Source organism: Bacillus sp. FJAT-45066 (genome assembly GCF_002335755.1).
GTDB classification, from domain to species: Bacteria; Bacillota; Bacilli; order Bacillales; family Bacillaceae_I; genus Bacillus_CD; species Bacillus_CD alkalisoli.
In genome coordinates this window covers 872048-896920 of the sequence record NZ_NISQ01000001.1, presented here as the reverse complement: position 1 = coordinate 896920, position 24873 = coordinate 872048, and the positions used below count along the sequence as shown (strand labels likewise).

22 protein-coding genes are annotated in these 24873 nt (G+C 35.9%); 5 read left to right on the top strand and 17 right to left on the bottom strand.

Annotated features, from left to right (window positions below; genetic code table 11):
* Positions 1-15: 15 nt before the first annotated feature.
* The 6 genes from CDZ92_RS04530 to CDZ92_RS04505 form a co-directional block, all read right to left on the bottom strand.
* Positions 16-3669: a copper oxidase gene (locus CDZ92_RS04530; RefSeq protein WP_096153918.1), complete on the bottom strand. Its 3654-nt coding sequence runs from the start codon at positions 3667-3669 to the stop codon at positions 16-18.
* Positions 3670-3687: 18 nt separating this feature from the next.
* Complete coding sequence (locus tag CDZ92_RS04525; RefSeq protein WP_227521473.1) at positions 3688-3996, bottom strand: hypothetical protein; 309 nt, start codon at positions 3994-3996, stop codon at positions 3688-3690.
* Positions 3997-4072: 76 nt separating this feature from the next.
* A complete protein-coding gene (locus CDZ92_RS04520) occupies positions 4073-4393 on the bottom strand; it encodes a hypothetical protein (protein ID WP_096153916.1) in 321 nt (106 codons plus the stop codon).
* Positions 4383-5183: a hypothetical protein gene (locus CDZ92_RS04515; RefSeq protein WP_096153914.1), complete on the bottom strand. Its 801-nt coding sequence runs from the start codon at positions 5181-5183 to the stop codon at positions 4383-4385. Before CDZ92_RS04515 ends, CDZ92_RS04520 begins: the two co-directional genes overlap by 11 nt.
* A gap of 201 nt (positions 5184-5384) precedes the next feature.
* Positions 5385-5843, bottom strand: coding sequence for a hypothetical protein (locus CDZ92_RS04510; protein ID WP_096153912.1), 459 nt, complete (start codon positions 5841-5843; stop codon positions 5385-5387).
* 17 nt (positions 5844-5860) lie between these two features.
* Positions 5861-6274, bottom strand: coding sequence for a hypothetical protein (locus CDZ92_RS04505; RefSeq protein ID WP_096153910.1), 414 nt, complete (start codon positions 6272-6274; stop codon positions 5861-5863).
* 154 nt (positions 6275-6428) lie between these two features.
* Here CDZ92_RS04505 and CDZ92_RS04500 point away from each other — a divergent pair, with 154 nt between their 5' ends.
* Positions 6429-7238 (top strand): hypothetical protein, encoded by an 810-nt coding sequence (locus CDZ92_RS04500; protein ID WP_096153909.1) that lies wholly within the window; start codon positions 6429-6431, stop codon positions 7236-7238.
* Positions 7239-7291: 53 nt separating this feature from the next.
* Here the strand turns inward: CDZ92_RS04500 and CDZ92_RS04495 are convergent, their stop codons facing one another.
* Positions 7292-7780 (bottom strand): hypothetical protein, encoded by a 489-nt coding sequence (locus CDZ92_RS04495; RefSeq protein WP_096153907.1) that lies wholly within the window; start codon positions 7778-7780, stop codon positions 7292-7294.
* A 149-nt stretch (positions 7781-7929) separates the two neighbouring features.
* Here CDZ92_RS04495 and CDZ92_RS04490 point away from each other — a divergent pair, with 149 nt between their 5' ends.
* A complete protein-coding gene (locus CDZ92_RS04490) occupies positions 7930-8559 on the top strand; it encodes a ferric reductase-like transmembrane domain-containing protein (RefSeq protein ID WP_096153905.1) in 630 nt (209 codons plus the stop codon).
* Between the two features lie 101 nt (positions 8560-8660).
* Here the strand turns inward: CDZ92_RS04490 and CDZ92_RS04485 are convergent, their stop codons facing one another.
* The 8 genes from CDZ92_RS04485 to CDZ92_RS04455 all read right to left on the bottom strand — a co-directional run bounded on the left by CDZ92_RS04485 (position 8661) and on the right by CDZ92_RS04455 (position 19239).
* Positions 8661-10079, bottom strand: coding sequence for a tetratricopeptide repeat protein (locus tag CDZ92_RS04485; RefSeq protein ID WP_096153903.1), 1419 nt, complete (start codon positions 10077-10079; stop codon positions 8661-8663).
* Between the two features lie 219 nt (positions 10080-10298).
* The gene (locus CDZ92_RS04480; RefSeq protein WP_096153902.1) at positions 10299-10814 is read right to left on the bottom strand and encodes a hypothetical protein; all 516 of its coding nucleotides are present in this window, start codon (positions 10812-10814) and stop codon (positions 10299-10301) included.
* Between the two features lie 275 nt (positions 10815-11089).
* Complete coding sequence (locus tag CDZ92_RS20220; RefSeq protein WP_227521578.1) at positions 11090-11173, bottom strand: putative holin-like toxin; 84 nt, start codon at positions 11171-11173, stop codon at positions 11090-11092.
* A gap of 225 nt (positions 11174-11398) precedes the next feature.
* On the bottom strand, positions 11399-12616 hold the full coding sequence (locus tag CDZ92_RS04475) for an MFS transporter (protein ID WP_096153900.1): 1218 nt from the start codon (positions 12614-12616) through the stop codon (positions 11399-11401).
* A gap of 151 nt (positions 12617-12767) precedes the next feature.
* Positions 12768-13607 (bottom strand): SAM hydrolase/SAM-dependent halogenase family protein, encoded by an 840-nt coding sequence (locus CDZ92_RS04470; protein ID WP_096153899.1) that lies wholly within the window; start codon positions 13605-13607, stop codon positions 12768-12770.
* A 198-nt stretch (positions 13608-13805) separates the two neighbouring features.
* Positions 13806-17306, bottom strand: coding sequence for a M14 family metallopeptidase (locus CDZ92_RS04465; protein WP_176483709.1), 3501 nt, complete (start codon positions 17304-17306; stop codon positions 13806-13808).
* Between the two features lie 214 nt (positions 17307-17520).
* Positions 17521-18177: a VOC family protein gene (locus CDZ92_RS04460; protein WP_096153897.1), complete on the bottom strand. Its 657-nt coding sequence runs from the start codon at positions 18175-18177 to the stop codon at positions 17521-17523.
* 180 nt (positions 18178-18357) lie between these two features.
* Positions 18358-19239 (bottom strand): proline iminopeptidase-family hydrolase, encoded by an 882-nt coding sequence (locus CDZ92_RS04455; protein ID WP_255249779.1) that lies wholly within the window; start codon positions 19237-19239, stop codon positions 18358-18360.
* A 233-nt stretch (positions 19240-19472) separates the two neighbouring features.
* Between CDZ92_RS04455 and CDZ92_RS04450 the strand changes: the two genes are divergently transcribed.
* Complete coding sequence (locus tag CDZ92_RS04450) at positions 19473-20408, top strand: acetamidase/formamidase family protein (RefSeq protein WP_096153895.1); 936 nt, start codon at positions 19473-19475, stop codon at positions 20406-20408.
* 386 nt (positions 20409-20794) lie between these two features.
* Here the strand turns inward: CDZ92_RS04450 and CDZ92_RS04445 are convergent, their stop codons facing one another.
* Entirely contained in the window at positions 20795-21754 is a 960-nt protein-coding gene (locus CDZ92_RS04445; RefSeq protein WP_227521469.1) for a TRM11 family SAM-dependent methyltransferase, read from the bottom strand.
* A 111-nt stretch (positions 21755-21865) separates the two neighbouring features.
* Positions 21866-22534, bottom strand: coding sequence for a BsuPI-related putative proteinase inhibitor (locus CDZ92_RS04440; protein WP_096153891.1), 669 nt, complete (start codon positions 22532-22534; stop codon positions 21866-21868).
* Between the two features lie 406 nt (positions 22535-22940).
* Between CDZ92_RS04440 and CDZ92_RS04435 the strand changes: the two genes are divergently transcribed.
* Positions 22941-23999: an AbrB family transcriptional regulator gene (locus CDZ92_RS04435; protein WP_176483708.1), complete on the top strand. Its 1059-nt coding sequence runs from the start codon at positions 22941-22943 to the stop codon at positions 23997-23999.
* A gap of 55 nt (positions 24000-24054) precedes the next feature.
* Positions 24055-24780, top strand: a complete 726-nt coding sequence (locus tag CDZ92_RS04430; protein WP_096153889.1) for a hypothetical protein — start codon at positions 24055-24057, stop codon at positions 24778-24780.
* Positions 24781-24873 lie beyond the last annotated feature (93 nt).

The window sequence follows — 24873 nt, the reverse complement described above, 5'->3', positions numbered from 1 at the left end:
ATGCACCCGTTTTCGTTACCTTCTTAAACGTCGCAACCATTTCTTTTTGTCTCGATGAACACGTAATATTCCCCACATCCCTTGTTCGATATCCCAGCGAATATTACCAGAGCGGTACATATAATCTCCAGGTAATCGCAAATACCCACCAGCACCATAGTGTATTTTTAAATTTGTAGCATACCCTGCCACTATTTCACCCTCAAATGATTTCGTTTGTGCCGTAAGATCTTTGTCATCTGTTTTCCAGTAGTGTCCATGAATATGGAATGTGTGTGCTCTTCTACGCTCTGATGGATTTACTAGCCTCACAATCATTGGATCTCCCGGATATGCTTCAAATAACGGAGTAGAAGGATCACCATGAACTTTTGAGCTGAATAAGTCCTTTAAAGAAGGAACTGCGTTTAATCGGTTTATTAGCCTTTCTGTTCGGTAGTTAAAGCCTCTTGATCCGTTATCATACGTATCTAATAAATCAGCCAATTCATCAGGGTCCACACCACCTAACACACCATCGACAGGATCAAATATTAACTTTCCATTTTTATCTAACAACCGTGCTCCGTCATACATCATTAGTACAAATTCCCTCATATCAGGTAAAAATGGATTCCTTAGTATAACGTTACTTCCTGTTCTTACTTCGGTTTCATCTTTTGGGTGTAGATAAGCGGTTCCTTTCGGTTCTGCGATAAATGTTCCAAACGTTCCTAATGATCGGTGGTTACGAATATCTGCCATGTCCCACATTCCACATGCTCCAACTTGTAAATCAACATACCACTTATACGTTATAGTCTCTCCAATTCCCACGGTTTGATCTGGGTTAAAGCCTACCGTTTCTCCAGCAGATGTTTTTACATCGTAATCTATTAATTGTGCATGTAAAGAAATTCGCAAAGATGGAGGATAAAAAGCTTGCTCTTTTACAGGTGGATACTTCCAAACTCCGTCTGGGTATGGAAATCGTCCTTTTTCTAATTTATTGGTTAACTTTATTACAACAACATCGCCTTGGTTTGCTCGAATTACTAATGGTTCTATAGGTTTTTTTCCTTTTTTAATTGATTCTACGTCTTCCGCTAACGAAAAAACTATACCAAACGGATCATGTTCTCCCCACTTGCTGTACGGAATTTTGACATGAAATGCTACAATATCAAACTTTTTAATAGGTGCATTAACTGGCCCAGGTGATGGTACTTCTTTTACAGGGGCTGGCGGTAAGCACGTGGGCTCTGGTAATGGAACTGTTCTCTTAGAAGGTGGTGCGCGATCTGGTAGCGGTATGAGACAATCTACTTCCTCTTTATGTGCCCTGATTAGCCCCCATAATCCGTTCCATAAATCTTCTTCTGTTTCAAAAGTCCATAAATAGTCGCCGTGTCGAGACGCGTACGTTTCAATAGTGAATGATTCGGATATTCCGATATGCTGTTGCGCTTTAAAACTTGTTTCTTGGTCAGGCCTCTCTGCTTTCCACCGTAATCCATGTATGTTAAAGCTATGAGATTCTTCCTGTGCGCCTTGTAGAAGCCTAATTCTTAATGAGTCCCCTTCATAACATTGCAAAATTGGTGTAATAGGGTCCCCCTTAACAAAAGAACTAAATGAATATGCTGGATCACACTCTTCCCCTAACCGGAATTGTAAAGGTTCATTTTTATAATTAACCGCAAAAACCCCCGGATCATCTTGTGAGTTCGGATATGGCGGCGGTGCAATTGGACATCCATCTTTATCAAAAAGAATGGTGAAATCTTGAACCATCAGCGCTAAGTCACGATAATCGGGAATGAAAGGATGTGTAACCGTTACCTGTGCTCCACTTTTCACTTCTTCTCCAGTCGAGGAGTCCATTACTTCGCTAAATCGTGCATGTACCACGCCAGAACCAAATACACCATGTTGTTGGTGAATTCCTGGAAATAAATGATCATGAAAGAACCATGCTTTTAATTCAACATCTGCAAAATATTCGTAACGAATTGTTTCACCTGGAAGAACACTAGAATTATAGTTCCAGCCTACGTTAGCTCCATCTGAAACGAGTACATCAAATTTTACAAAATGAACGTGAACAGCTGCTTCATACGTTCTACTTACTAATTGGAATGCATTACCTCCAAGTAACTCAGGAGTACGATTTGTAAAGTTGATTCGAATACATGTACCAGCCGTCATATGAATGATTAGCGGTTCTGGTTCTTTTCGCCCGTGTAATACGTCGTCTACATGTTCATCTAATACGTAAATTCTTCCTTCTGGATCATTCCAGCCTGCCTTATTGTACACAATTGTTAATTGGATAAGTGAAATGTTAAATTCTTTTACTACTGGATTTTCAACGATTACACACGGGTCAGTAAATACAGCTCCTGGACGTGCGTTTGGTACTGCAGCATTTTTTTCTAATTCAGTCATCCCTCTTCCACCGACAATGGAAAGTGGTGGCCTTGGGGCTTTACACCCAACTTTTCCTGGGATGAAGTTTGGAAATCCTGGTCTTTCTTTTGTAGGTTTAGGAGGGCAAGGTCGGTCTGGTAAAGGTTGTAACGGATCTATCTTTACACCGTTTGGGTAGCATTGACTTCCATCCTGTAACGTGTCAAATATTCTGTTCATCCCCCACATACCTACAGCAAAATGTGGATATAGATGACAATGAATAACTGCATCACCGATTGATCCTGATAAAGAACCTAGGCCGTAATGTGGTTCCACTGTATACCATGTTTGCGGGCTAATTGCCTGCGCGTCAATAATTTCTGATTCTGTATTGGAAGGGTCTTTATACCATTGATGAACATGATAGTGAAAGACATGTGTTTCTTTTACTCCACAATGAACAAGTCGTATTTTTGCAGGATCACCCCGATATCCTTTAAGGATCGGAGTGGCCGGATCACCGAAAACCCACGAATCGTGATGCACTTCCTCTCCATCACAATCTGGACATACTACCCCTTCTTCTATTAGCATTACTCTGTTTTGCAAAGGTTCGTAACGGTAATTTATAGCATGAACTGAATCGCGATCTTGGTTTGTCGCAGGATCTAATGGCGAGTTACCTGTGATGTCTTTCCCTGGCATTTCATCGTGAAAAATCCATGTATACTCTCGAAAAGAAGGTAAGAATGGATGGTGTACATCTGCATCTACACCACATGTCAATTCACATCCTGTTTTTGGATCTGTCCACCACGAACCTCGTTTTTCTGCGATTAAACAGCCGAACAAACCATTTATATTAGATCCTTTTTCGTTAGAAGAAGGGTTACCTAAATCCGAAAAAATGCAAATCCCTTCATGACCTACATGAAACTTGTACATGATCTTCTTTCCAGGTTCTGCCAAACTACTTGGATTATAACCAACATGCGCTCCATCTGAATCTAGAACATTATAATCTAGTTCCTGAAAATGCATACCTGTTGCGTAATGAATTTGATTTTCAAAAAGAACTTCTACTTCGTCTCCCACATTTGCTCTTAAACATAAAGGTTGAACTAAATCTACTGGGGTGAATGGTTTCTTTTTCACTAACTCTTTTACTTTTTTTTCATTTTCTTTTAGCACATACATCATACCGTCCCGATTATAGTCACCAAAATTATTCAGTACGATATTAATCGGAATTGCTACAACATGAAAATGACGTTTCATATACATCCCCCTCCCACTCTAGAATTTGTCTCTAAGTTCTGGTATTGGAGGCATTCCTTTTTGTTGAATATAAAACAGTTCGATATTATGAATATGAATATACCAATCTCTGTTTTCTAGTTCTGATATAGAGGTTACCGATACGTTCACGACAGCATAATCTTCAATAACATCTGTTAGTTTTCCAATAAAAACAAATGGAAAGGATGGAGTGATAACGATTATTTTTTTACCAATTCCTTTTATGAATTGTTCTACAAGCGCTTGGTCATGTATCGGGTTAATGGAAGTTTCCGCTAGTTTTTGTAAGTGCATAGGATTACTCATAAAACGTAACAAGCCCCCTTTTTAGGTGAGTCAGTATCATAATGTGACGAAAAACGAACCCTAATGATTAATTGATTTATGTTAATGGAAAACGTGTATCGCAGTCGAATTCAGGTGAAAATTGAGCTATTTTTTCGAGAGGAATCGTTAGTGGTGTAGGGAATTGGAATTGTGGCGCATTTATTATTTTTATATTGATAGGAAAGAGCGTGACACTTCCTAAATTCACTTCAACAATCGTTCCGCAAAAGATAGGTCTGAATGTTTGACCAAACAAGTTCAGTTGGTCTGATTCTGTTACGATAAGTATTTCTTCCCCTTTTAAAAAGGTAAGTTGCCTAACTAAATCATCTTGTGCCGGGTTTGATGGATTTTGATTCGGCTCATTATTTGACATGGAACCCCTCCTTTATTTTTTGCACCGAAAACCTTAGCAGTGTTAATAAACGAACTGTTTCAACGAGCTTTATGTTTTTTAAATGTACCGTTGTACTTCCCATGAAAAATGAAAGCTTTACTGTTTTTTCATCAATATGCTCTAATTTCCCAACATGCTTTTTTGTATCGCTTTCATAAATCGTTACCCACGTTTGACTCCAACTTTCTAGGTTTGTTCTTAATGATTCTTCAAAAAACTGCTGTTTTAAAGCATCTCTCCTTCTAACTGTGTCTCCGAATTGGTGAATTAGTTTTTCTCGCAAGTTGTTGTCATATAAGTAATGTTGGTGTGCGTTGGAGTAGGTGGGAACTCCGTAAACAATGTTTGTTGATTGGATCACATAATATGGAATCCATATGCGGTTTTTCAAATTCGTTAATATAAAAAAATCTCTGCCAACTGTATCTATTTTCCCTTCTTTACGAATTGATTCTTTCCCTAATTTAAAATAAACCTCTACTTGTTGGTTTCTTTTACTTTTTAAAAACTTTTTTAAGTTGAGGATCCTTCCCCTTTCTTCATTTATCCTAGTTAACTGTTGAATGTTCGTATGTTCAATATATTCCATTAATAAACGTGCTCTTTCTTTTGAGTGTATGGATGTTGGAGAAGTTAGACCTTTCCCTGTTTTTTCATTTAATTCATTCTCGTAATCTTCTACTTTCTCTTCCTTTTGAATCTTTTCATTTAACGCTCGAATATAATCGTTTAAATAGATAACAGATTTAGATTGTTCTTTCTTTTCCATTGCATCACTTCCTTTAACTTTGGCTCTGTTAAGACCACAGTTGATTTCCGCGCAAGTCTCCGCTTTCCGCGGGCGTGGCTGGAGCCTCCTCGGCTTCGCCTGCGGGTCTCCAGTCCCCCGCTACTCCCGCAGGAGTCTACGACTAGCGCGGAAATCAACTGCTGGATAGGTATCAAAAATCAATACAAACCTTAACAGCGCCTACACTTTGAGTGAATAGAACATGACACCAAAAGTGGTCACACTAATACAAAGTCCAAATGTACTTATCACCAGCAAATTTTGCTCGACGGTTGTTGCATAGTTAATTGGTAAACTGCAAATGGAAGGATCTAAAATGACGGCTGCTAGTGAGGCACCCATCATTGCACCTATCACACCATGTGAGAATCCTGCAATCAGTGAATGAAATTTAGACATGGAACCAAAAATGGTTCCAATTGACGCTCCAAGTAGTACAACTATACCCCATAACGTTGGTGTGTTTTTAAAACTAATCATAAAAAGGAGCAATGAAAGTTGTAAACTCCACACACTACTAAACGTGATGGACATAATCATACTAAATCGATTCGTAAATAATTTTCTTTTTTTATAAAACATCCGGATACTAATCACTAGTAATGTAAGTTGAACGAAGAAAAACAAAACGAGCGTCATATATCTTTACCTCGCCTCTATGTGTGCTTTGTAGATAGAAACGCCAGTAAAATGGTCGTCACAAAAACACCTTCTAATAATAATAAAAAGAGAAAACTATCATTTACAGATGCTCCAATCATAGGAGCCATAATTCCCGTCATTAGACCTGCAGTATAGCCTGTTATCATCGTCTGATAATCAAACAATAACCCGAATAATGCCCCAACCACTAATCCAATTAAAGTAGAAGCGATGGTTACGAAGATAAAATGAAGAGGAAACTGGAAAATTAGAATGACTCCGAATACGAGCGCAACAAAGCTACTTATAAGCATAGATAGACTCATACCTAGCTGAAACCCTATTCGTTTTCTCACTTTAAGTAAGTACACATATAATAATCCCGTTAATAATACATTTCCATAAAGGATATAACCTAGATTCAACATAGCCTAACCTCTCCTCACTATATAGGATTATGATGAAGAGAGGTTGGCCTATACTTATTTACAAAAGTTTCAATAAGCAAGTTGTAACATTCCTCCTTTTGCCCAACAACAAATGGTAATTCACCCATACATTATCAATAAGGAAAGAAAGAGGGTGATTAATATCTCTTATTATAAAACTTTGTTTAAACGGTTTTATCCTAATAATACAGAAGCTTGTAATGATGAAATGGAAGATATCCGGCTAACTACGTTTTGTTGTCCAGAATCTGTACCTGCTACTAAAACGGACGAAGATTTTTGTATTCCTTGCGATTGTCCTGAATCTATTCCACAACCAAAATTCCCTTCCCCCACTAGTTCCTTATCACGGAGGGAATTGGAGGAATTAGAAGCTTGTATCGAAGAGGCAAATGAATTACTTTTAGCTATTGCATTGGGAGATGACGTGACAGATCGAGCACTACAACTAAGTTTGCGCCCTTTGCGTGAAGAACGAGTTTCTGTTACGGCTTGCTGCCACGAAAATAACAATAAAGTAAACGGCATACTACGAGATGCGGGGCTAGATTTTATCATTTTAGAGGAAAAAGAAAGCTTAAGTATTATTCCAATGGAGAGAATCGTTTCGATAGAAAAAGAGGAATGTGAGCAGCCTCTTCACGAACCTGAGCTGCTGACCATTGACCCTTGTTTGAGAAGAGAATTGACGTTTCATTTTAGTGAAGTGGTTTCGAGAAGTCCATATTTACTAAATATATTTATTGGCATTAGTCTTCCGTTATTGATGGAGAGCTTTGTTTGTTGTTATGCTTATGTTCAAAAGGAGAATTCTGCTTTTGAAGTGTATGGTCGAATTGTAGAAGTAAATGATCGATCCATTATTCTGGAAGAATTCGGTGAAAAATTTGCAGTTGATTTTGATGAGATATGTATTTTAAACATTGTTTGTACTAAAAACTAACGTTTAACTAAAGAAAGGTAGTTCACAGATTGGTGTAAACTACCTTTCTTTTTTTAATCACAATCTATCTCTAGTCTAACTTTACATCCTAATACTCTTAGCAAATCATAACTTATCGTATCCGTTAAACCGGAAAGCCTAAGTTGTAGCCTATCATCACAAAAAGGAATGACAAAATCTTTTATCTTACTTTTTTTCAATTGTTTTTGTGCACAGCGACAATTGTGATAATGGTGTCTGCATTTGTTACATTGCGATTTAGGACTATTATGGCAGGAACAACTGTCTGAACTCTTTCTGTAGTTGGAGCAACTACAATCTGCAACATTATTAAAACAATCGTTCACACAATTTCCATCGAACTTTTTAAAGTCTTTTATTTTTGAAACTAGTACTCTTTGAACATTTGTGTTACTCAATTGAATATCTACATATCCAACACCAACATGACACACTATTCCAGTAATGTTGTGCTTTTCATCTTTATAATTATTGTCACATTTTATTCTATATTCATGTTGCATCTTCCATCTATCTTCCATATTCCCCCTCCTTTGTTTTACAATATGAAGGTTTTTGTTATGGAGTTCTAGAAATAGGCTATGTAGTTTTGAATATTGTATATTATTGAGTTAGATACAGATTGTTGTGTAGGACCTTAACTAGTAGATATGGAAAAGGAGGACGGAACATGAAAAAGCATGCAGTTTTAGTATTTATCTCCAGTGTTTTAATGTCCTTGTTCGTATTTAGCAGGTCCGATATGCAACCGATGCATGCTTGGAACAGGGCGTTTGCGGATGTTTCACTTTTATATTTGGCGGTGATTATCCTCTTAGGTCCACTTTCAAGAATATTTACATCTATAAGGAAACTGATACCTTGGAGAAGGACCGTTGGTATTTGGGCTGCATTAACTGCAATTGCACATGTTCTTATCATTTTTAATGGTTGGATCGAATGGAAGTTTGAGAGGTTGTTTTTTATATTCACGCCGGTTGGAGGAGATTGGATCATCCACCCTGGTTTTGCACTAGCTAATTTGATAGGTATTATTGGATTAGTTTATTTTCTATTATTACTTGCTACTTCTAACAATAAGAGCAAGATATTATTAGGCAAAAAAGCTTGGAAATATGTTCAAAGTAAAGCTACGACATTGTATTTATTAGTGGTCCTGCATACTGTTTATTTTTTATTTCTACATTTTACAGATCACTCTAACTGGTTACGAATTCCTTTTATTGTCTTAGTATCATTCATTTTACTTTTTCAGATAGTTGGCTTTATTTTTTCTGTTAAAAGAGACAAAAGAAAATAAGAGATGTACACCGCCTCTTATTTTCTATACTTACTATTCGATTTTAATAACTTATTATTGTAGGTGTCCTTGAACCAGTTAAGTCCTAATCCTATTGCTAGTTATGCGCCTGTATTTTTTTGTAAATTCATATAATGTTGTTGGTAGGCTTTGTATTCGTACATTTTACCGGTTTCGCGATAGATTTTTGCCAACCACTGTACTGGTTTTGGATCTCTTTCCTTCAGTTCCATGTCCCAACTAAAACACTCTATGGCTTGATCTATTTGTTTTAATTGATAATACATTTCTCCTAGTAATAGTTGATTATCTGGATCATTTTTTAATTTATACATTTTGTTTAATTTATTTATTATCGGTAATTTTCCCTTTAATGGCTGGAAAGGTTCTATGAATTTCATCACAAAGGAAAGGTCATGTTTCTTAAGCAAAACTACAACAAATTTTAAAATATATTGTTCTAACTTTTCAGAATTTGATTTAAATAGAGTCAAAATTAACTTTGCAAAATCTTCAAAAGGTATAGAGCTATGTTCCAAATCCAGATCATCTAACAGAGTTACTAACTGATTTAATTGTGAATCTTTTATACTTGTTGGATAATTCCTTAATAGTTGTAACGATTTTTCTAAATGTTGAAGATGAAGATACATATTCAATAGATCCATCTTTATTACATCAAAATTCGGTACTTCTTTCATCATATCTTCAAGAATAACCATAACTTCCTCTAGTTCATACCGGTTTTTCAATTTACTAAAAAGAATCTTATATTGGTCTGCTGTAGGTTGTTTCTTCACTTGTTCGATGGATAAAGCTATTACCTCACACCATCTATTTTCAGATTCGTATAGAGAGATGAGTTGGAGAAAACTTTCTATGCTGCTATCTTTTTCAGCATACCATTGTGTCTCTGCACATATTACATCTTTTCTTAAAAGTTCTTTTGATGGATTTTCATATTGGGATTTATATTTGTAGTATTCTCTCTTACTAGAGAACTCCTTTATCCAGGTGTCTTTGTGCGATAATGATAAAAGCAACCGAATAATTTGGTAGCATGCGAACAAATTTCCATCACGAGCATATTTGTAATAATTGGATTGAATAAGTTTCAGTAAAGGTTTATGAGGAATAAACGACTCGAAAAAAGTTGCAATTAGCGCAATTTCGATTGGGGAATTTTTGGAATCAAGTTGTTTAAAGAGCTCTTTAAACGTATGGCTATGTAATCTTCTGTTTTCTGGTAGTATCTCATTTATTATTGGGTGAGGAGAATAAAAGGTTATTCCTTTTGTAAGAGCCTTGTGGATATGGGAGTTTAGTCGAACTTTCGAAGTCTTTTTTGTGGTAAGGTAATTATTTTTATAATAAAATATATAGTACACTTCATCGTTTAAACTGTTAGCTTCAATTATTGTACTTTGTAAGTAAATGGTCATTTTGGTTGGTTGTAACGTGATTGGTTGCTTTCCACCTGTTAATATAATTGGTGTATGAGTCAATTTTATCGCCTCCATTATTAAAATCACCTTGGATACTTGCCTTACATTATCATGTACTACTCACTTGTGAAAATGGAATAAACTTGGGTTGTGTTTAAAAATCCCCTATTTGGTATATTATTCATACTACCAGTTTATTACCATAGATGAAGTGTTACCCACATTATATCATAAATCAATCGAGGGGATGGCGTTGGTTATAACCCTCCCCCGTTTCGAATACAGACTCACCACTTAATTCCCGTACTTAGCATTCCATTGTAATAACCATTTCTGATAATCTCCTTGTACTTCTTCTGCTGATAATCCTTCTAAAGAGGATACACTTCCCATTACGTCATTGTCTTCAGAAATTGGATATGACCACCCTCCGAATACTTCTCCATCCAACATATATACAGAAACTTTTGTTTTTCCCATGTTAAATATTTCGTCTAATGGGTGATTTTTTATCGTGAAGTAGTATGTATCTAGCTTTTTGTTTAAAAAGTTTGTAGGATCCACGTTCTGAACGGACCAAAAATCTTGATTTGGTTTTATAGATAATCTATTTTCTTTAAATTCTTCCCACCCTTCTTTATCGAATGAGAGTACTTCATATCCCATGTCTTCTAAGTGCTTTTTTGCTTGTATTGTTTGTTCATTTAAATCTTCTTCCTTAAGTAAAGTTTCTTCAGGTTGACTGTTACAACTAGTAAGTAAAAGAATAAATGAGAAGAAAACGAAAACAGACAGAAATCGTTTTATCAAGAAAATTCCCCCTTTATTTAATATTAGACGAATGCTATTTAGAATAGTTTCATTCTAGTTTTGAAGCTATTATGTTCATTATTGTTTTCAAATCTAGTTACAACTGTTATAATATTAGTATACACATATGCATATAATAAAAAAGACCGCTGGTGCGTCAACACCAAACGGTCCATACAATAGCAGGTTCCCTTCAAGGGAGTCAGCAACCCTTCAAGGGAGTCAGCAATTTGGAGTATAGTCCACCCTATTTTGCTTCCAGGCTCAAGGGTGGGTTATTTTTTGTCTCTATAAGATACGATAGACAACACTAAACTAGCAAACGCTATCATAAGCATTAGTGTTTGAAACGTTGTCATCATAAGCATCACCCCCTTTCACACCGGGGAAATGCTGACCACCCTTGAGTTAACCAAACTATTATAAATATATTATACCATAAATAAAGAACGAATGTTCTGTTTTAGTCACTTTCCAAGTTAAATAGCTTTCCTAAATAATCTCTAGATTATACCCTCTTTCAGCAGATTCGAACATTGCTTCCACCGCTTTCTACGATACTATCCCATCTTCCTTATATTATATTAAATTACTTTCTTCTCCATAGCGACTAACTTCTTCTGCTTTGCCTGTAAAGGTATTAAAGTTCCTATCAACGCTACGAAACTACTAGCAAGTAATATTCCACTTACTCCACTAAACGCGAAGACGGCTAATAAGCCAAAGATTAAAAGATCAAATGCCGAGTCTAATACAGAAATTAATGAAAGGGTTGTTGCCCGGATATTTGATGGGATGAGGTCATTTTTTAACTGCGAATAGATTGGATCTCGTATTGCTTGTCCAAGTCTTAGGACGAAAAACGCACCAATAATAACCCAAAGCATTTCTCCAAAAACTGCTGATAAAAATAGACCTGCCGCGGCCAAACCACCAGTTACACCCATCAAGAGTTTTCTAGAAAATTGGCTTGTAAACCAGCCTACAGATTGTGAAATGACAAATCCGCCAACTGCCGCAATTGCATATATTACTCCTATCATCACGACTGGTAAGCCAGCGTTTGTAAATATTGGTTGATTGAAAGCTTCATAGACAGAATCTGCTGCAATAAACACAAGTGTGAAGTTCATAAATAAAAGCAATAATGTAGGTGCTTTTTTAATCGCTTTTATTCCAGACACTACTTGCGTAAACGGGTTATCACGATAGAATGCACTGTTTTTTGGACTTTTTACGTGAAAGATTAATAGTAACTCGAATAAATGGAATATTAATCCTAAGCAGAGTAAAATGACAAACTGTTCGTTGTGCAAATCTCTCGCTAAATAAGCACCAAACAGGACTGCTAGAATCATAGAGACAAATCCAGCCGATTGTATTTTCCCCATCGCCCTGTCCATTCGGTGATGATCGTTATCTTCTTTCAACGACTCATATATTAGTGCTTCATCTGCTCCTGAGAAAAAAGTAACCGCAAATCCGTTTATCGCACTAAATAGAAAGAACATCCATGGGTCATATGCGAAAATAAGCAAAATAATACTACTTATCTTCAAGAGAACTCCAATAAGGAAGGATACTTTTGCACCGAATCTATCGGCCACAACCCCACCAGGCACTTCTCCCAGTAAAACAGCTCCACTCCAAAATAGTTGAAGAAAGAGAATATGTACAGGTTCTAACCCTCTTGCAAAATAAAACAACGTCAAAACTGGCGCAATAAAATTAATCGTGCCAAAAAAGCGTACCCAAAACATGACGCGAATGTTGTGTGATGAGATGGTTCTTCTTTTTTTCATGGTTTCTCCTAATCTTTCCTTTACACTTACTTTCAATTAAAATAGCGATTCAATATGTATATTCTACATTAATTGCCAAATACCCTCAAAAAAAGTGCTAGAGTATCAGAAGAAACTCTTAGCACTTTCTATATTAACTATAATTTGGAATTTAATACTTTTGTAATGTAATAGTCCAATTTGATCCAGTTCCAATGTTATATGCTTTCGCAAAAGAACCTTGATTAATAGCAATTGCCATATTATCTAGCGAATTTACGTATACAAGTGGTTGGCCAATTCTCGTATCTGCAAAAGATTTGCCATATGTCATTTGGTTCGAATATATTTTTCTATTACCATGCTTAATCATTACTTCTACAATGTCTCCATAGGAGATCCCTTGAGTTTCAAAAAGTTCACGGCTTATATTACTCCAGAGGTTTCCGAAACGAATATCTAGTATGTCTATTATTCCTATTATTTTATCATCCTTTATTTCCGCATCATTACAGCAAAGGCTTACCACTGATTGGACTGGAATAGTTGGTCCGACTTCTTGGTAGGATATTTTGTTAGCTGCTAACCTTGCCGCTGTATACGCATAAACATCTCTACCATGAAAAGTATGAGAAGCACCTGATTTAGGTAGGCGATTTACTTTTTCATCAATTTCTCGTACTTCTTCAATACCAATACTACGATGGATATGTGTCAATGTTCCATTATCTGGTGTAACAATATATTGACCACTAATTGTTTTCACCACTACACTTTTCCGGTCAGACCCAACGCCTGGATCTACAACTGATACGAATACAGTACCTTCTGGCCAATAACTAACTGTTTGGAACAATCGATAGGAAGCTTCCCATATGTTGAATGGAGGAATATCATGAGTAAGATCAAAAATAGTCAAGGTTGAATCCACCGACTGGGCCACCCCATACATGGCGTTTACAGCCCCATCACTTAAACCAAAATCTGATTGTAAAACCAATGCACCACTCATCCTGTTGTAGCTCCTTTCTATTAAAACAACTCACTTTGTCCATATTATGCGCTTGAACATAAACAAATTCCTAATTGGGACTGGCCAGCTTCTATCATGACACACGTAACCGTTTACTTTTACTAACAAAAAAACCGATCATGTTTAAAACACAATCGGTTCATCTGACCATTGTTCATAATGGACACTTTATTTCTATTAAGCTAGTTTTCTCTTTCTTTTAAACAAGATAAACATCACACCTACTAGTAGTAATCCTAACCCTATTAGTATCGTGTTATAGATTGTTGTTGCTGTACCAGGAAGTTTTTTACCGTCTTTTGCTGGAGTTGAACCATCCTTTGTTTTATCTTTCTTAGTTTCCTCTTTTGTTTTTGGTGCTTTAGTCTCTTCTGGTTGTTTTCCAGTTGTTGGTGGCTCTTCACCTGTAGCTGGATTTTCTTCATTTACCGGTGGTTCTTCACCTGTTACTGGTTCCTCTTCTTCAACAACTTCAAAAACACCATAAATACTAAAATGGTTTACTGATGCAGAAACTTCATAGTAACCATTATCTAAATCTGTAATAGTAGTCGCTTTCACTTCACGATTACCCTGGCTGTCTACATATATAACTTTTAATAATTTTTTATCTGTCACTTTAGATGCTTCTACTAGGAAAGATACATTTACTGTTCCGGTTAAGTTGGAAATTTCAATATCATACACTTTACTTTTTGCATCTGTAAATTGGGCTGTCACATCTTCTACCGTGTAAACAAAGTCTTCCTCTAATTTTAATGCAGAAAGCGGAATGTTTATTTTTTGCCCATCTAATTCAATTAATAACTTCGCGTTTTCTAGTTCTTGAGATAGAATTTGTAATGCTGCAGATGTGATAGATTCTCCGTTACTTACAACAAGTGTGTTACCTTGTTCTTTTATTAAATCCATATTAAGGTCTTCTACTGTGATTACTTTTGAATCATTTTCTACGTTTTCTACTTCTTCTCCTACTGCAGCATAAATACTGTTTGCAAGTAGGCGGTAACTATGTTCTGTGTGAGCACGGAATGCTAAGGAATTGGCGAATAACGTAATCGTTGTGTTTTCTAATTCTTTTGTAAAGGCCATTATTTTCCCTTTTGCACCGTCGTGTTTTGGCCACCAACCAGATACATAAAAATCATCTTGATCGCTAAATGAAGCTAATACTTCCGCTCCTTCTGGAACAGAATTAATCCATGATCCAGATGTAACGTATAATAATTCATTTTCGTTGTAACCAGCAGTTAATAAGTGATTATTTACTTTAGCATGAACTAACCCTTCATGTGTACCATTTGTAAATCCGTAAGAATAACCAGGAAGTAAACCGTTCTTTTGAACTGCTAGTAAAGCTGAACGGCCAATACCAATATACGATTTTCCAGCGATGTTGTTAACATTGAATGAGTTGTTATCACTTACAACGACATCTGAAGAAGCGACATCTACAACGTTAAATCCAAGCTCTTTAACCGAATATAAAAGTTGTGCAGAACCCGTTACTGCAACATTTGGTTTTGATAGTTTGTTCGTTTTCATATTTTTGGTGTTTACTAGAGATGTTGCTTCAAAATAAAACACATTTACATATGGTAGTAAGTCTGCAGAGTTCACAATGAAATCGCCTTTATTAACCCCACTATTCGTTTTTAATGCTACTTGCACTTCTTTACCATTTTTCAGTAGTTCATTAACTAATTTAATTGTATCGTTGTTTGAATTTTTTAACGCTTGTTTTGGTGTATTTCCTACAATTGTACCTTTCGTTAATTCAACTTTTGCTAATTCTACTGTTTTTGTAAAAGCACCAGAAGTTCTAATTTCATGAATATCAAAACCTCTTAAAGCAGGGAAGTTTACGACAATCGGATCATACATAGCTCCCCAATCAGATACATCATCGCCTTTATAAAGAACTGCGTTTGCTAATCCGCGTTTTGCTTGCTTCATAGGGACTACAAACGTTCCTTTTGGATATGTAGTTCCATTTACTGTAGTAGATTCTGTCGTTTTTTCTACTTTCACACCGTTACGAAGTAAGTATTGAACCATTTTTTCTGCTTCTAATACATTCTTTTGGTTTTTCCCAGTAGGAATTACGTAATAATCTGGGAAGAAGCTTTCGTTCTCTCCTCGTACACGTCCGATTGATTCGCCTTTAGCGTTAACATAATATGGATCAACGGCACGATTGTCCTCTCCATTAACCCCACGTTTAAATACTTCTAATTGCTTCTTATATAGTTCGTCTTTGTTTTCTGTTACAAATAATGTTGCTCCGTAACCTGTACCAACCATCGCATGTAGGGAATCTTGGCTTAAAGTTGGCACTTCAATCGTATGTCCAAGGGATCCGTGTAACATAGAGAATACAGCTGTATAGGCTGGTGTCATGTCATCCCAACCATCTTCCCAACTTAGCTTAGGAATGAAATAAGAAGTTAAGTTTGAGTTACCTACACCCGCTTTACCCATCGCATGTGCTTGAGAAATCATGCTTCCATGTAACAAATCATATTCAAAGTTCGGATTATGAGGTGGAGTAGTTGGTTCAATTAAGAAACCATTTACATAACCATGCATATCAAGGAACGATAACGGTGTCCATTTTGCAATAACTTCATTTACTGCTTGAGTTTCTACTTGTGTTTGATAAGCATTGTCACGGTTTAAATCGAAACCATTAACATTTGCTCTCGTATTTGCCACTCTTCCATCTGGATTGCTTGTGAATAAATAAAGCATAATCACATCTTCTAACACTTCATCTACATTTAATGTAACTTGTTTTTCTTTATTTTCTTCATCAGATGTTGTAAACGTTACTTCTTTTTCTAATGCAAATTTCTTGAACAATGCAACTTGCGCATCTACCCCTTCTACTTCATCAGGGTGGATGTTGTTAAACCAGATCGGAACTTGGTAATCTTTCATTGTTCCATTTTGTAGCTTTTCTATTAAACTTGCAGGATTCTCTAGTGCTGTTGGTAATGTTTCATTTAAATATTTGTCTACTGCTGCTTTGTCTTTTGCTAATACTACGAAATGTATGTCACGACCTTCAACAGATTTACCTACTGATTCATATTCTATGTAGCGACTGTTTTCTACATCTGCACTCGCTTTTGCAAATACTTCATCAATTGCTGGCTTTATTTCTTCGTTGAATAAAAATTCATCATATACATTCCATTTAACTGTTGTTGCTACTTTTTCATTTGTATCTTTGTTAATTAGAGCTAACTCATAATCTCCAATTAATTGAGGATATTGTACACGAATCGTTCTATTAGATAGATTTGTCGTGTTAAATGGTAAGCCAAATTCTAATGTTGCTTTTACTACCGTAGTGTCTTCAACAAAATGCGGTGCTTCTACTACCGTAATGATTGGTGCACCGTTAAAGTTTGTGCCACTAGTCCACTTTTTCCATTCTGAAAGATCTTTTCCTCCGAATGTGAACTTCAGTTGGCTTAAATCTACATTCTCACCAAAGTCAGCTTGTACTTCTACCGTTCTTACTTCAGTAAAAGAAAAAATCGACTTACTTACTTCTAATTCTATAGCTTGTGTAACTTCTTGTGTGTAGTTTGCTTGTACTGTCGGTGTAATAGGTACGTACAGAGATACAAGCAATACAATTGCGGTAAATAATGAAACTATTCTTTTCATCTTTTTCTACAACTCCTATTTTTTAAGATTACTAGAAAAGAATAGCAGATTACTTCGAGTTTGGAAAGAATAAATATACATTTTTATTAATAAATATTTAAACACTACTTTTTACCCATACTCTTTATTAAATGTGAACTCAAAAAAAGTCGAGGTAACTAGTACCTCGACTCTTTCCACTAATTATTAATCTAGATTCCACTCGAATGACAGATCACCACCATTCAGGCTTTTTAATTTTGATTGTGTAAGGATATTTAGGATGCTGTAAGGTTTTTTCTATATCCCCTTCTACCTCTATCATAAGTGGGTCTATTTGTGATTCCTTACTAGTCGGATACCAGTGTCGACCTTTTATCACTAATACGCATACGCCTAATTCATCACCAAAAAAACGGAACGTATCACTTTCAGAGTTAATTAAACTAGGGATACTATTTAAATATTGACTCATTTCTTCCACTGAATGTGAAGGAATGCCTATTTCACAAATATCATAAAAGCCATCGATTTGATGGTCATATGGATTTTCCCTCTCTAAAATTTCAAATACATTTCCACTAGGATCTAGAAAGTATAATTGTTTTCCTTTCCAAAACATGCTCGTATTTCCATCTTCATTTTGCAACAATGCCCCTAAATTGTTTAATTTATTATACATTGCATCAAAGTGCATAGAGTTTGTTCTGAAAGCTACGTGATAATATGTTTTACTTCCACCTTCTTGTAAAAAAGTTAAATGAGACTTACCGACTTGAAATGTTACACCACTTTCCCATTTACGTACTATGGGAAGCTCTAAAACGTTGTTGTAAAAAGCAATTGTGTTGTGTAACTCAGATGTTTTTAATGTTATTTTCAATATTTTCATTTCGTTCACCCCTTACAAATACTTTAACAGGAAAAACAAAGTTAGTATTGCAGCTTTAGAATGTATTACTTCTACTACTTTAGTTGTAAGGGGTTTGATCGTTCGTTTGAAAAAGAAATCCCCCATCACAAGTAAGATTACTTACGACAGGGTATCGTTTAGTTTGCACAGTACGTTTAATTAATGATTTTCTCCGACTTCAAGTAAAAATTTGTTTACCACTTGTAAGAATTCATTAGTTTCTTCTATGTATGGCATATGGGCACTTTTTTCAAACACATGGAACTTGCCATTTGGCGTTAATGAGCTAAAGTATTCCGTTGATTTCGGTGTTGCTTCATCATAACAACCACATGTGTAAAGAGTAGGAACTTGAATATTTTTTAATTCAGACGTACAATCAAAATCTTTTAGATTGCCTGTTACATGAAATTCCGATGGGCCCCACATCGTATTGTATACTTCTGGATTTCTATACTGTTGGCCCTTTTTTAGAAACTCAGGAATTGGATCCAGTCTACATACAAAATGCTGATTAAATATTTTCGTTGCTTCTTTGTATTCTTCTGAATCGGTAGTTCCATTTTCCTCACACTTCTTTAATGTTTGTTGCACTTCAACAGGTAACAATTTTCTATTTTCCTCTTGGTCTTCCGCCCATAATGGTGCACTTAGGCACGGGCTAGAAAAGATAATACTCTTCACTCCATCTGGTTTTTTTAAATAATACGCTGCTGCAAGCGTTGTCCCCCAAGAGTGACCTAAAATATGAAATTCTTCTAGTGAAAGTGCCTCTTTTATTTGTTCTAATTCCTCTACAAATCTTTCTAGATTCCATAAGGATTTGTCTGATGGACGATCCGAATTCCCACAACCTAGTTGATCATATAAAATGACTGTACGATTTTCAGATAGTACTTTTAAACCTTGTAATGAGTAATGCGACGAACCTGGACCACCATGTAACACAATGACTGGTGTTGTATTTTTTTCACTCTCATGTTTTTGATACCAAACTTTCCCACCAGTAACTTCAATGAATCCTTCTTTTATAGTTGTCAAATTAATTCTCTCCTTTAATGTCTATACGTTATTTTTATATTCTAACTATAAATTTACTAAATGGCTATTCATTACATTTCTACCTATATCTAAATTGTACAACCTATTGTTAATTCCCTTTATATTTCAATTCTTTATATTCTTTAAAATATAGAACCTACTTTCCAAAAAAGTGTTGTATACTATTTCGTAGTACGAAATTTAAATAAATCTTATCTTAGGAGACGGTGAATATGATACATAAGATTGAGATAGATGAAAGAAATATACACGGTTCATTTAGTAAAGACTATGAACCTATTTTAACGGTTCAGTCTGGAGACTCGATACAATTACAAACTCTAGATATTCAATGGGGCTATTCGGGTTCAGAGGGAACCGAAAGAAAAATATATCAGTCAAGGGAAAAAGAAGAAAAGCCAGGACATCCTATCTTTGGTCCGATTGCAGTAGAAGGTGCTAAGGCTGGTATGGTGTTGGAAGTTAGAACAAATGACCTTAAACCAGGTTGGTATGGTGTGAATTGGGCTGGTGGAGGGAAAAGTTGGCAAAATGAAAAGTTAGGTTTAGTTGACTGTGAGGGTATTCAGTTAGACTGGAAACTTGATGCAAAAACAATGACAGGTTGTTGTGATATTGATGGACGTGAGTTTCGTGTTGGGCTTTCTCCATTTATGGGATTAATGGGCGTAGCGCCTGCAGAGCCTGGCGTTCATAGGACCTCACCTCCTCGTTATTGTGGTGGAAATATTGATTGTAAAGAATTAGTAAAGGGTAGCAGCTTATTCTTACCAATTGCTGTTGATGGAGCTCTTTTTTCTATTGGAGATGGGCATGCCCTACAAGGTGATGGAGAAAGTTCTGGTACAGCAATAGAATGCCCGATGGATTTTGTAGATGTCACACTTATTTTGCATGAGGATATGGACTTGAATCTTCCGAGAGCGAAAACTCCCTCAGGATGGATTACGTTTGGATTTCATGAAAATTTAAATGAAGCAGCAGGCGTAGCATTAGATGAAATGGTTAAGCTAATGCAAGATTTGTATGGTATTAGTAAAGAAAATGCCACTGGTTTAGCCAGTGTCGCGGTAGATTTACGCATTACGCAAGTGGTGAATGGGGTAAAAGGCGTACATGCGGTTTTACCTTATGGGGCAATACGATAAATACGAGGCTGGAACTAATAAGCCTACGTGACGTTCTTCTTCTCTTAAATGTTTGTTTTAGTTCTACTTCATAAAGACTATGAAGTTCATCTGGCTTTAAAAATTTGTTCCACTTGAACTTCATATGGCCTATGAAATTCATCTGGCCTGAAAAATTTGTTCCACTTGAACTTCATCTGGCCTATGAAGTTCAATCGGCCTTAAAAATTTGTTCCACTTGAACTTCATGAAGGTGATGATGTTCTTTTGGAGAGAGTAATCTCGAACAATCTTTCGTATTGGCTTAAACCTTTGTTCCATCAGTAAGTAGAGACCCGAAAGAACAAAAAAATGTTCTTTCGAGCCTCTTTCATTTCATTCACCTGGATTTGTCCCAGCCTTGTTTACTATATTTTCCCTACCGCTACAATAATCTCCCTTGTAAACGAACCTTTTTTCACTTCTCCTCTATCCACAATCCTAAAGCCTGCTTCTTGCAAAATTTCATCGATCGGTTCAACAGTTATAATAACGAGTTTTGGAGCAAAGCTATATGTACTTTGTAGCATTTCTAATTGTTCCTGTGGAGTTATAACCGAACAAAGGTTATAAGGTAAGTCTATTATTGCAACATCATATTTTTCTGTAATGTCACGAATGTCTTTTACTATGACGGAAGTATGGTAACCGAAATGGGCAATATTTTCTCTCGCACTCGGAAGGATCAAATGATTCACATCGCTTCCAACCATATTAATATTCATAGATAATGCTTCCACTAATACAGTACCTACTCCACAACAAGGATCAATCGCTTTTATAGAAGTTGGGTTAGGTTGTGGAACTGCGATGTTTACTACCGACCTTGCCACTCTCGTGTTCAATGCAACGGAGTAGCTGTTCGGTTTGTTTTGATGATGAAGCCATACAGCCTCACTTTTATGGTAGTATCCTAAATACCAATGATCGTTATGTTGGATTAACCCGTATGTTACATCCGGATTTAATAAATCTGGCTCTCCAGGTACTTGCATTCCTACTACTCTTTCTAAGTCACGTCTTTTTTTGAAAGAAGCCTTTTCTGCTTCTGTATGGTCTACATTATGAACATACTTCACTTTATACGTTTGTTCAGTTTCTGTTAGAGCTTTCGCTTTTTCGATTAACTCTTGAAAATGTGTTGCTTTAATTAGTACATCTATTCGCTCCCGAATAAAGGGACTTCTACTCGGGTTAAATTCTATTGTGCTTTCAAAACATCTTTCTTCAGATTGCATTCCGAAAATGGTTCGTTTTTCTAAGTCACACAGAGAACTTTCATTTGGTTCACACGTGTAGTTGTATACGTAATTTAAGATTGTATTCAAAATATATAGTCCTTCCATCTTCCGTATTCTAGTTCATTATACAGTAGATTTATGCAGCAGGTACAATAGAAAAGAGAGTTATCGCCTCTTTCTCGATAGCTCTCTTCTTAATTAGTTTATATTTAGGAACGTCGTTATTGTTCTTACATCTTGTTCCCCGTCTGTGTAGTAAAACTCTACTTCGTCCTTCTCATTAATAGACTCTACTTGTTCCTTTGCTAAATCTGATAATTGATAAGCAATTGGGTTACCATCTACGATAATTTCTACTGTATGGCTGTCAGCTAAACCTACTAATACCCCTTCAGCTCTAACTAATGTGGAGTTTTCCACTTTAACATCCATAGAAACTTTTGTTTGCTCTTTATCCGCTGTTAAAAATACTTCGACTACATATTCGCCATTTACAAGATTCTCGATAATAAACTCAAAGAATAGCTCTTCACCTTTTGCCAAAGTTACTTCTTTTATTGCTTGAGTAGCCATTATGTCGTCAGATAGTTGGATTATTTTGTTTCCGCTTTTGTCAAATAAAATGTAATCCGCTTCTAAGCTACTTGGGAAAGTTAGTTTTTGTTCTGTTTCGGAAGTGTTTTTCACTTTATAGCGAACTATTACCTTTCCGTTCTCTTCATTTGTTTCAATCGTTGTATGGAATGGATTTTTTTCTTTGTCTGATCCATTGCTACTTCCAGATGAATTTGTACTTAACCCACAGCCTACTAGTAAACTAAATGTGAGTAAAAACGATAGGAATAAACATAATTTTCGTGTAATCATTTTTATGACCCCTTTTATTTATTTTTGTTTTTCTTTTTCAAATCTATAGACGTAGGGGTTGGAGAAATAGTTACTTGTTTTAAAAAACTTTTTTTGCTTTAGGAAAGACCGCTGTTGATTAAGATGAAGATTTAAAAATAGCATTAATATTCCAACGTGAATAAGTTGATTTCAGCTGTAGGTGTGAGACTCCTGCGGGAAAGCGCGTCAAAGGAGATCCCACAGGCGCAAAAGCGCCGAGGAGTAGGTTTTTTTCACGATAGTGAAAATAACCTTCCTTTTTACCGCTCGCGGAAAACGAACACCTACAGCTGAAATCAACGTTTAATATACAATTCGTACTATTTAAGTTAATTTTCCTGTATAATATTTCGTAATACGAAAAAGTTTAGGTGGGTTTGTTTTTATGAAATTAAATAACTTGTTGCGTTTAATTGAGACCATGGCGATAGGCGTTATTGGTGGGTATATATTTTTCTTGCTTAACTTACCTCTTCCGTGGGTTCTTGGTGCTTTGTCTTTTATTTTAGTATGGCAAGGTGTAACAAAGAGAGAGGTTTATTGGCCGAATATATTAAAAAACTCCGGATTTATGATTCTTGGAATCTATTTTGGATTATATTTTACAATGGATACGTTCTACACGATTGGGCCATATATTTTTCCATATTTATTATCAACAATCGTTCTTATTGCCTGTAGTATCGCAGTTGCTATTTACGTAACGAAATGGATACAAGTAGACAAAGTTACTAGTGTGTTTGGATCCATACCAGGTGGTTTATCGGAAATGGTGATTGCAAGCGAAGCTCTTAACGCAAAGACTTCGTATGTAGTCATTTTTCAAACAGTAAGATTAATGACTGTTTTATTTACTGTTCCTGCTTTTATTATGTATTTTTTTAGCGTACAACAAACAAGTACCGCCGCACTTACTAATCAAGCTGGAACATCTTCTCCATATACCTATTTCCTATATTTGATTCCTGTCATAGTTGGGGTTTTAGTTCGGGATAGGTTGCCAGCAGGGATAGTTGTTGGTCCATTAGCTGTTGTAGCTTTTTTAAATATTGGTGTTGTGGAAATGGCATCCATTCCTTCTATTCTATTAATTTGTGCACAAGTATCAGTTGGGGTTGGATTAGGAAAAAATATATCTTTTGAAGATCTAAAGTTAGGTGGGAAATATAGTTTCGTCTATTTTGGTGTTTCCTTGTTATTGATCCTTATTTCTTTTGCTTTAGGAGGTTTGTTAGCGTATTTCACTAGTTTAAATTTAGCTACCGCTATCTTAAGTATAGCGCCAGGTGGTTTAATTGAGATGGTTTTAACAGCCTCATTTGTTGGAGGAGATCCTGCGGTTGTAAGTGCCCTTCAACTAATTCGCATCTTAATTATTATTCTATTTGTGCCGACCGTTTTAAAATGGTATTTTAGGAAGGAAGTTATTCGACGTGTGGCATAGGTTTTAAAGGCGTGCCATATTATTTCATAAAAGCAGTATGTGATGGAGGTTTTTTATGACGCTAGATGCCTTTTTGATGGGGATTGCTTTTATATTAATACATCTACTTGCGAATAAATTCATTCCCTCTAATCGTATACACCGTTTGAAATGGTTTTCTTTCTCTGGCGGGTTAGCCGTTTCTTATGTTTTTGTGTATGTGTTACCCACTCTACATAAGGAGCAAATTCTAGTAAAGCAATATTATGATCATTTAACGATGCCATCTGAATTATATTTTGTTGGCTTGGTTGGAGTTTTAATGTTCTACGGAGTTCAAAAAGTTGTTAGAAAAGCTCAAATGGATAACAAGACGGAAAAAGCGAGATCTCTTTTTTGGCTTCAAATATTGTTTTTTGGAATCTACAATATGTTAGTTTCTTATACGGTTATTTCTCATAATGTTGCTGGAATACAAGCTATTTTTTACGGGCTAGCAGTGGGGATGCATTTTATTGCTGTAGCTCACGACTTATGGAGAGAATATGCGGATATCTATAATAAGGTTGGAAGATATGTACTAACTTTAGGGATTGTTTTAGGTTGGGGCATGGGGATGTTGTTAAATTTGTCTCCTGTTATGGAATCTATCATTTTTGCCTTTATTGCTGGAGCGATGATATTAAACGTCCTTAAGTACGAATTGCCACCTGATAATGAAGCGCATTTTTTTACTTTTTTAATTGGGGTTGTATCTTATACTACGATTACGATGTCATTAAAGCTATTTTTTCAATGGTAAAAATAAAGAACTGGCCGAGGCACCATTTTGCCTCGGCTTTGTTATTTTAATACACTTGCTGCAAAAACACATTGGCGTTACATTCCGCTGCAT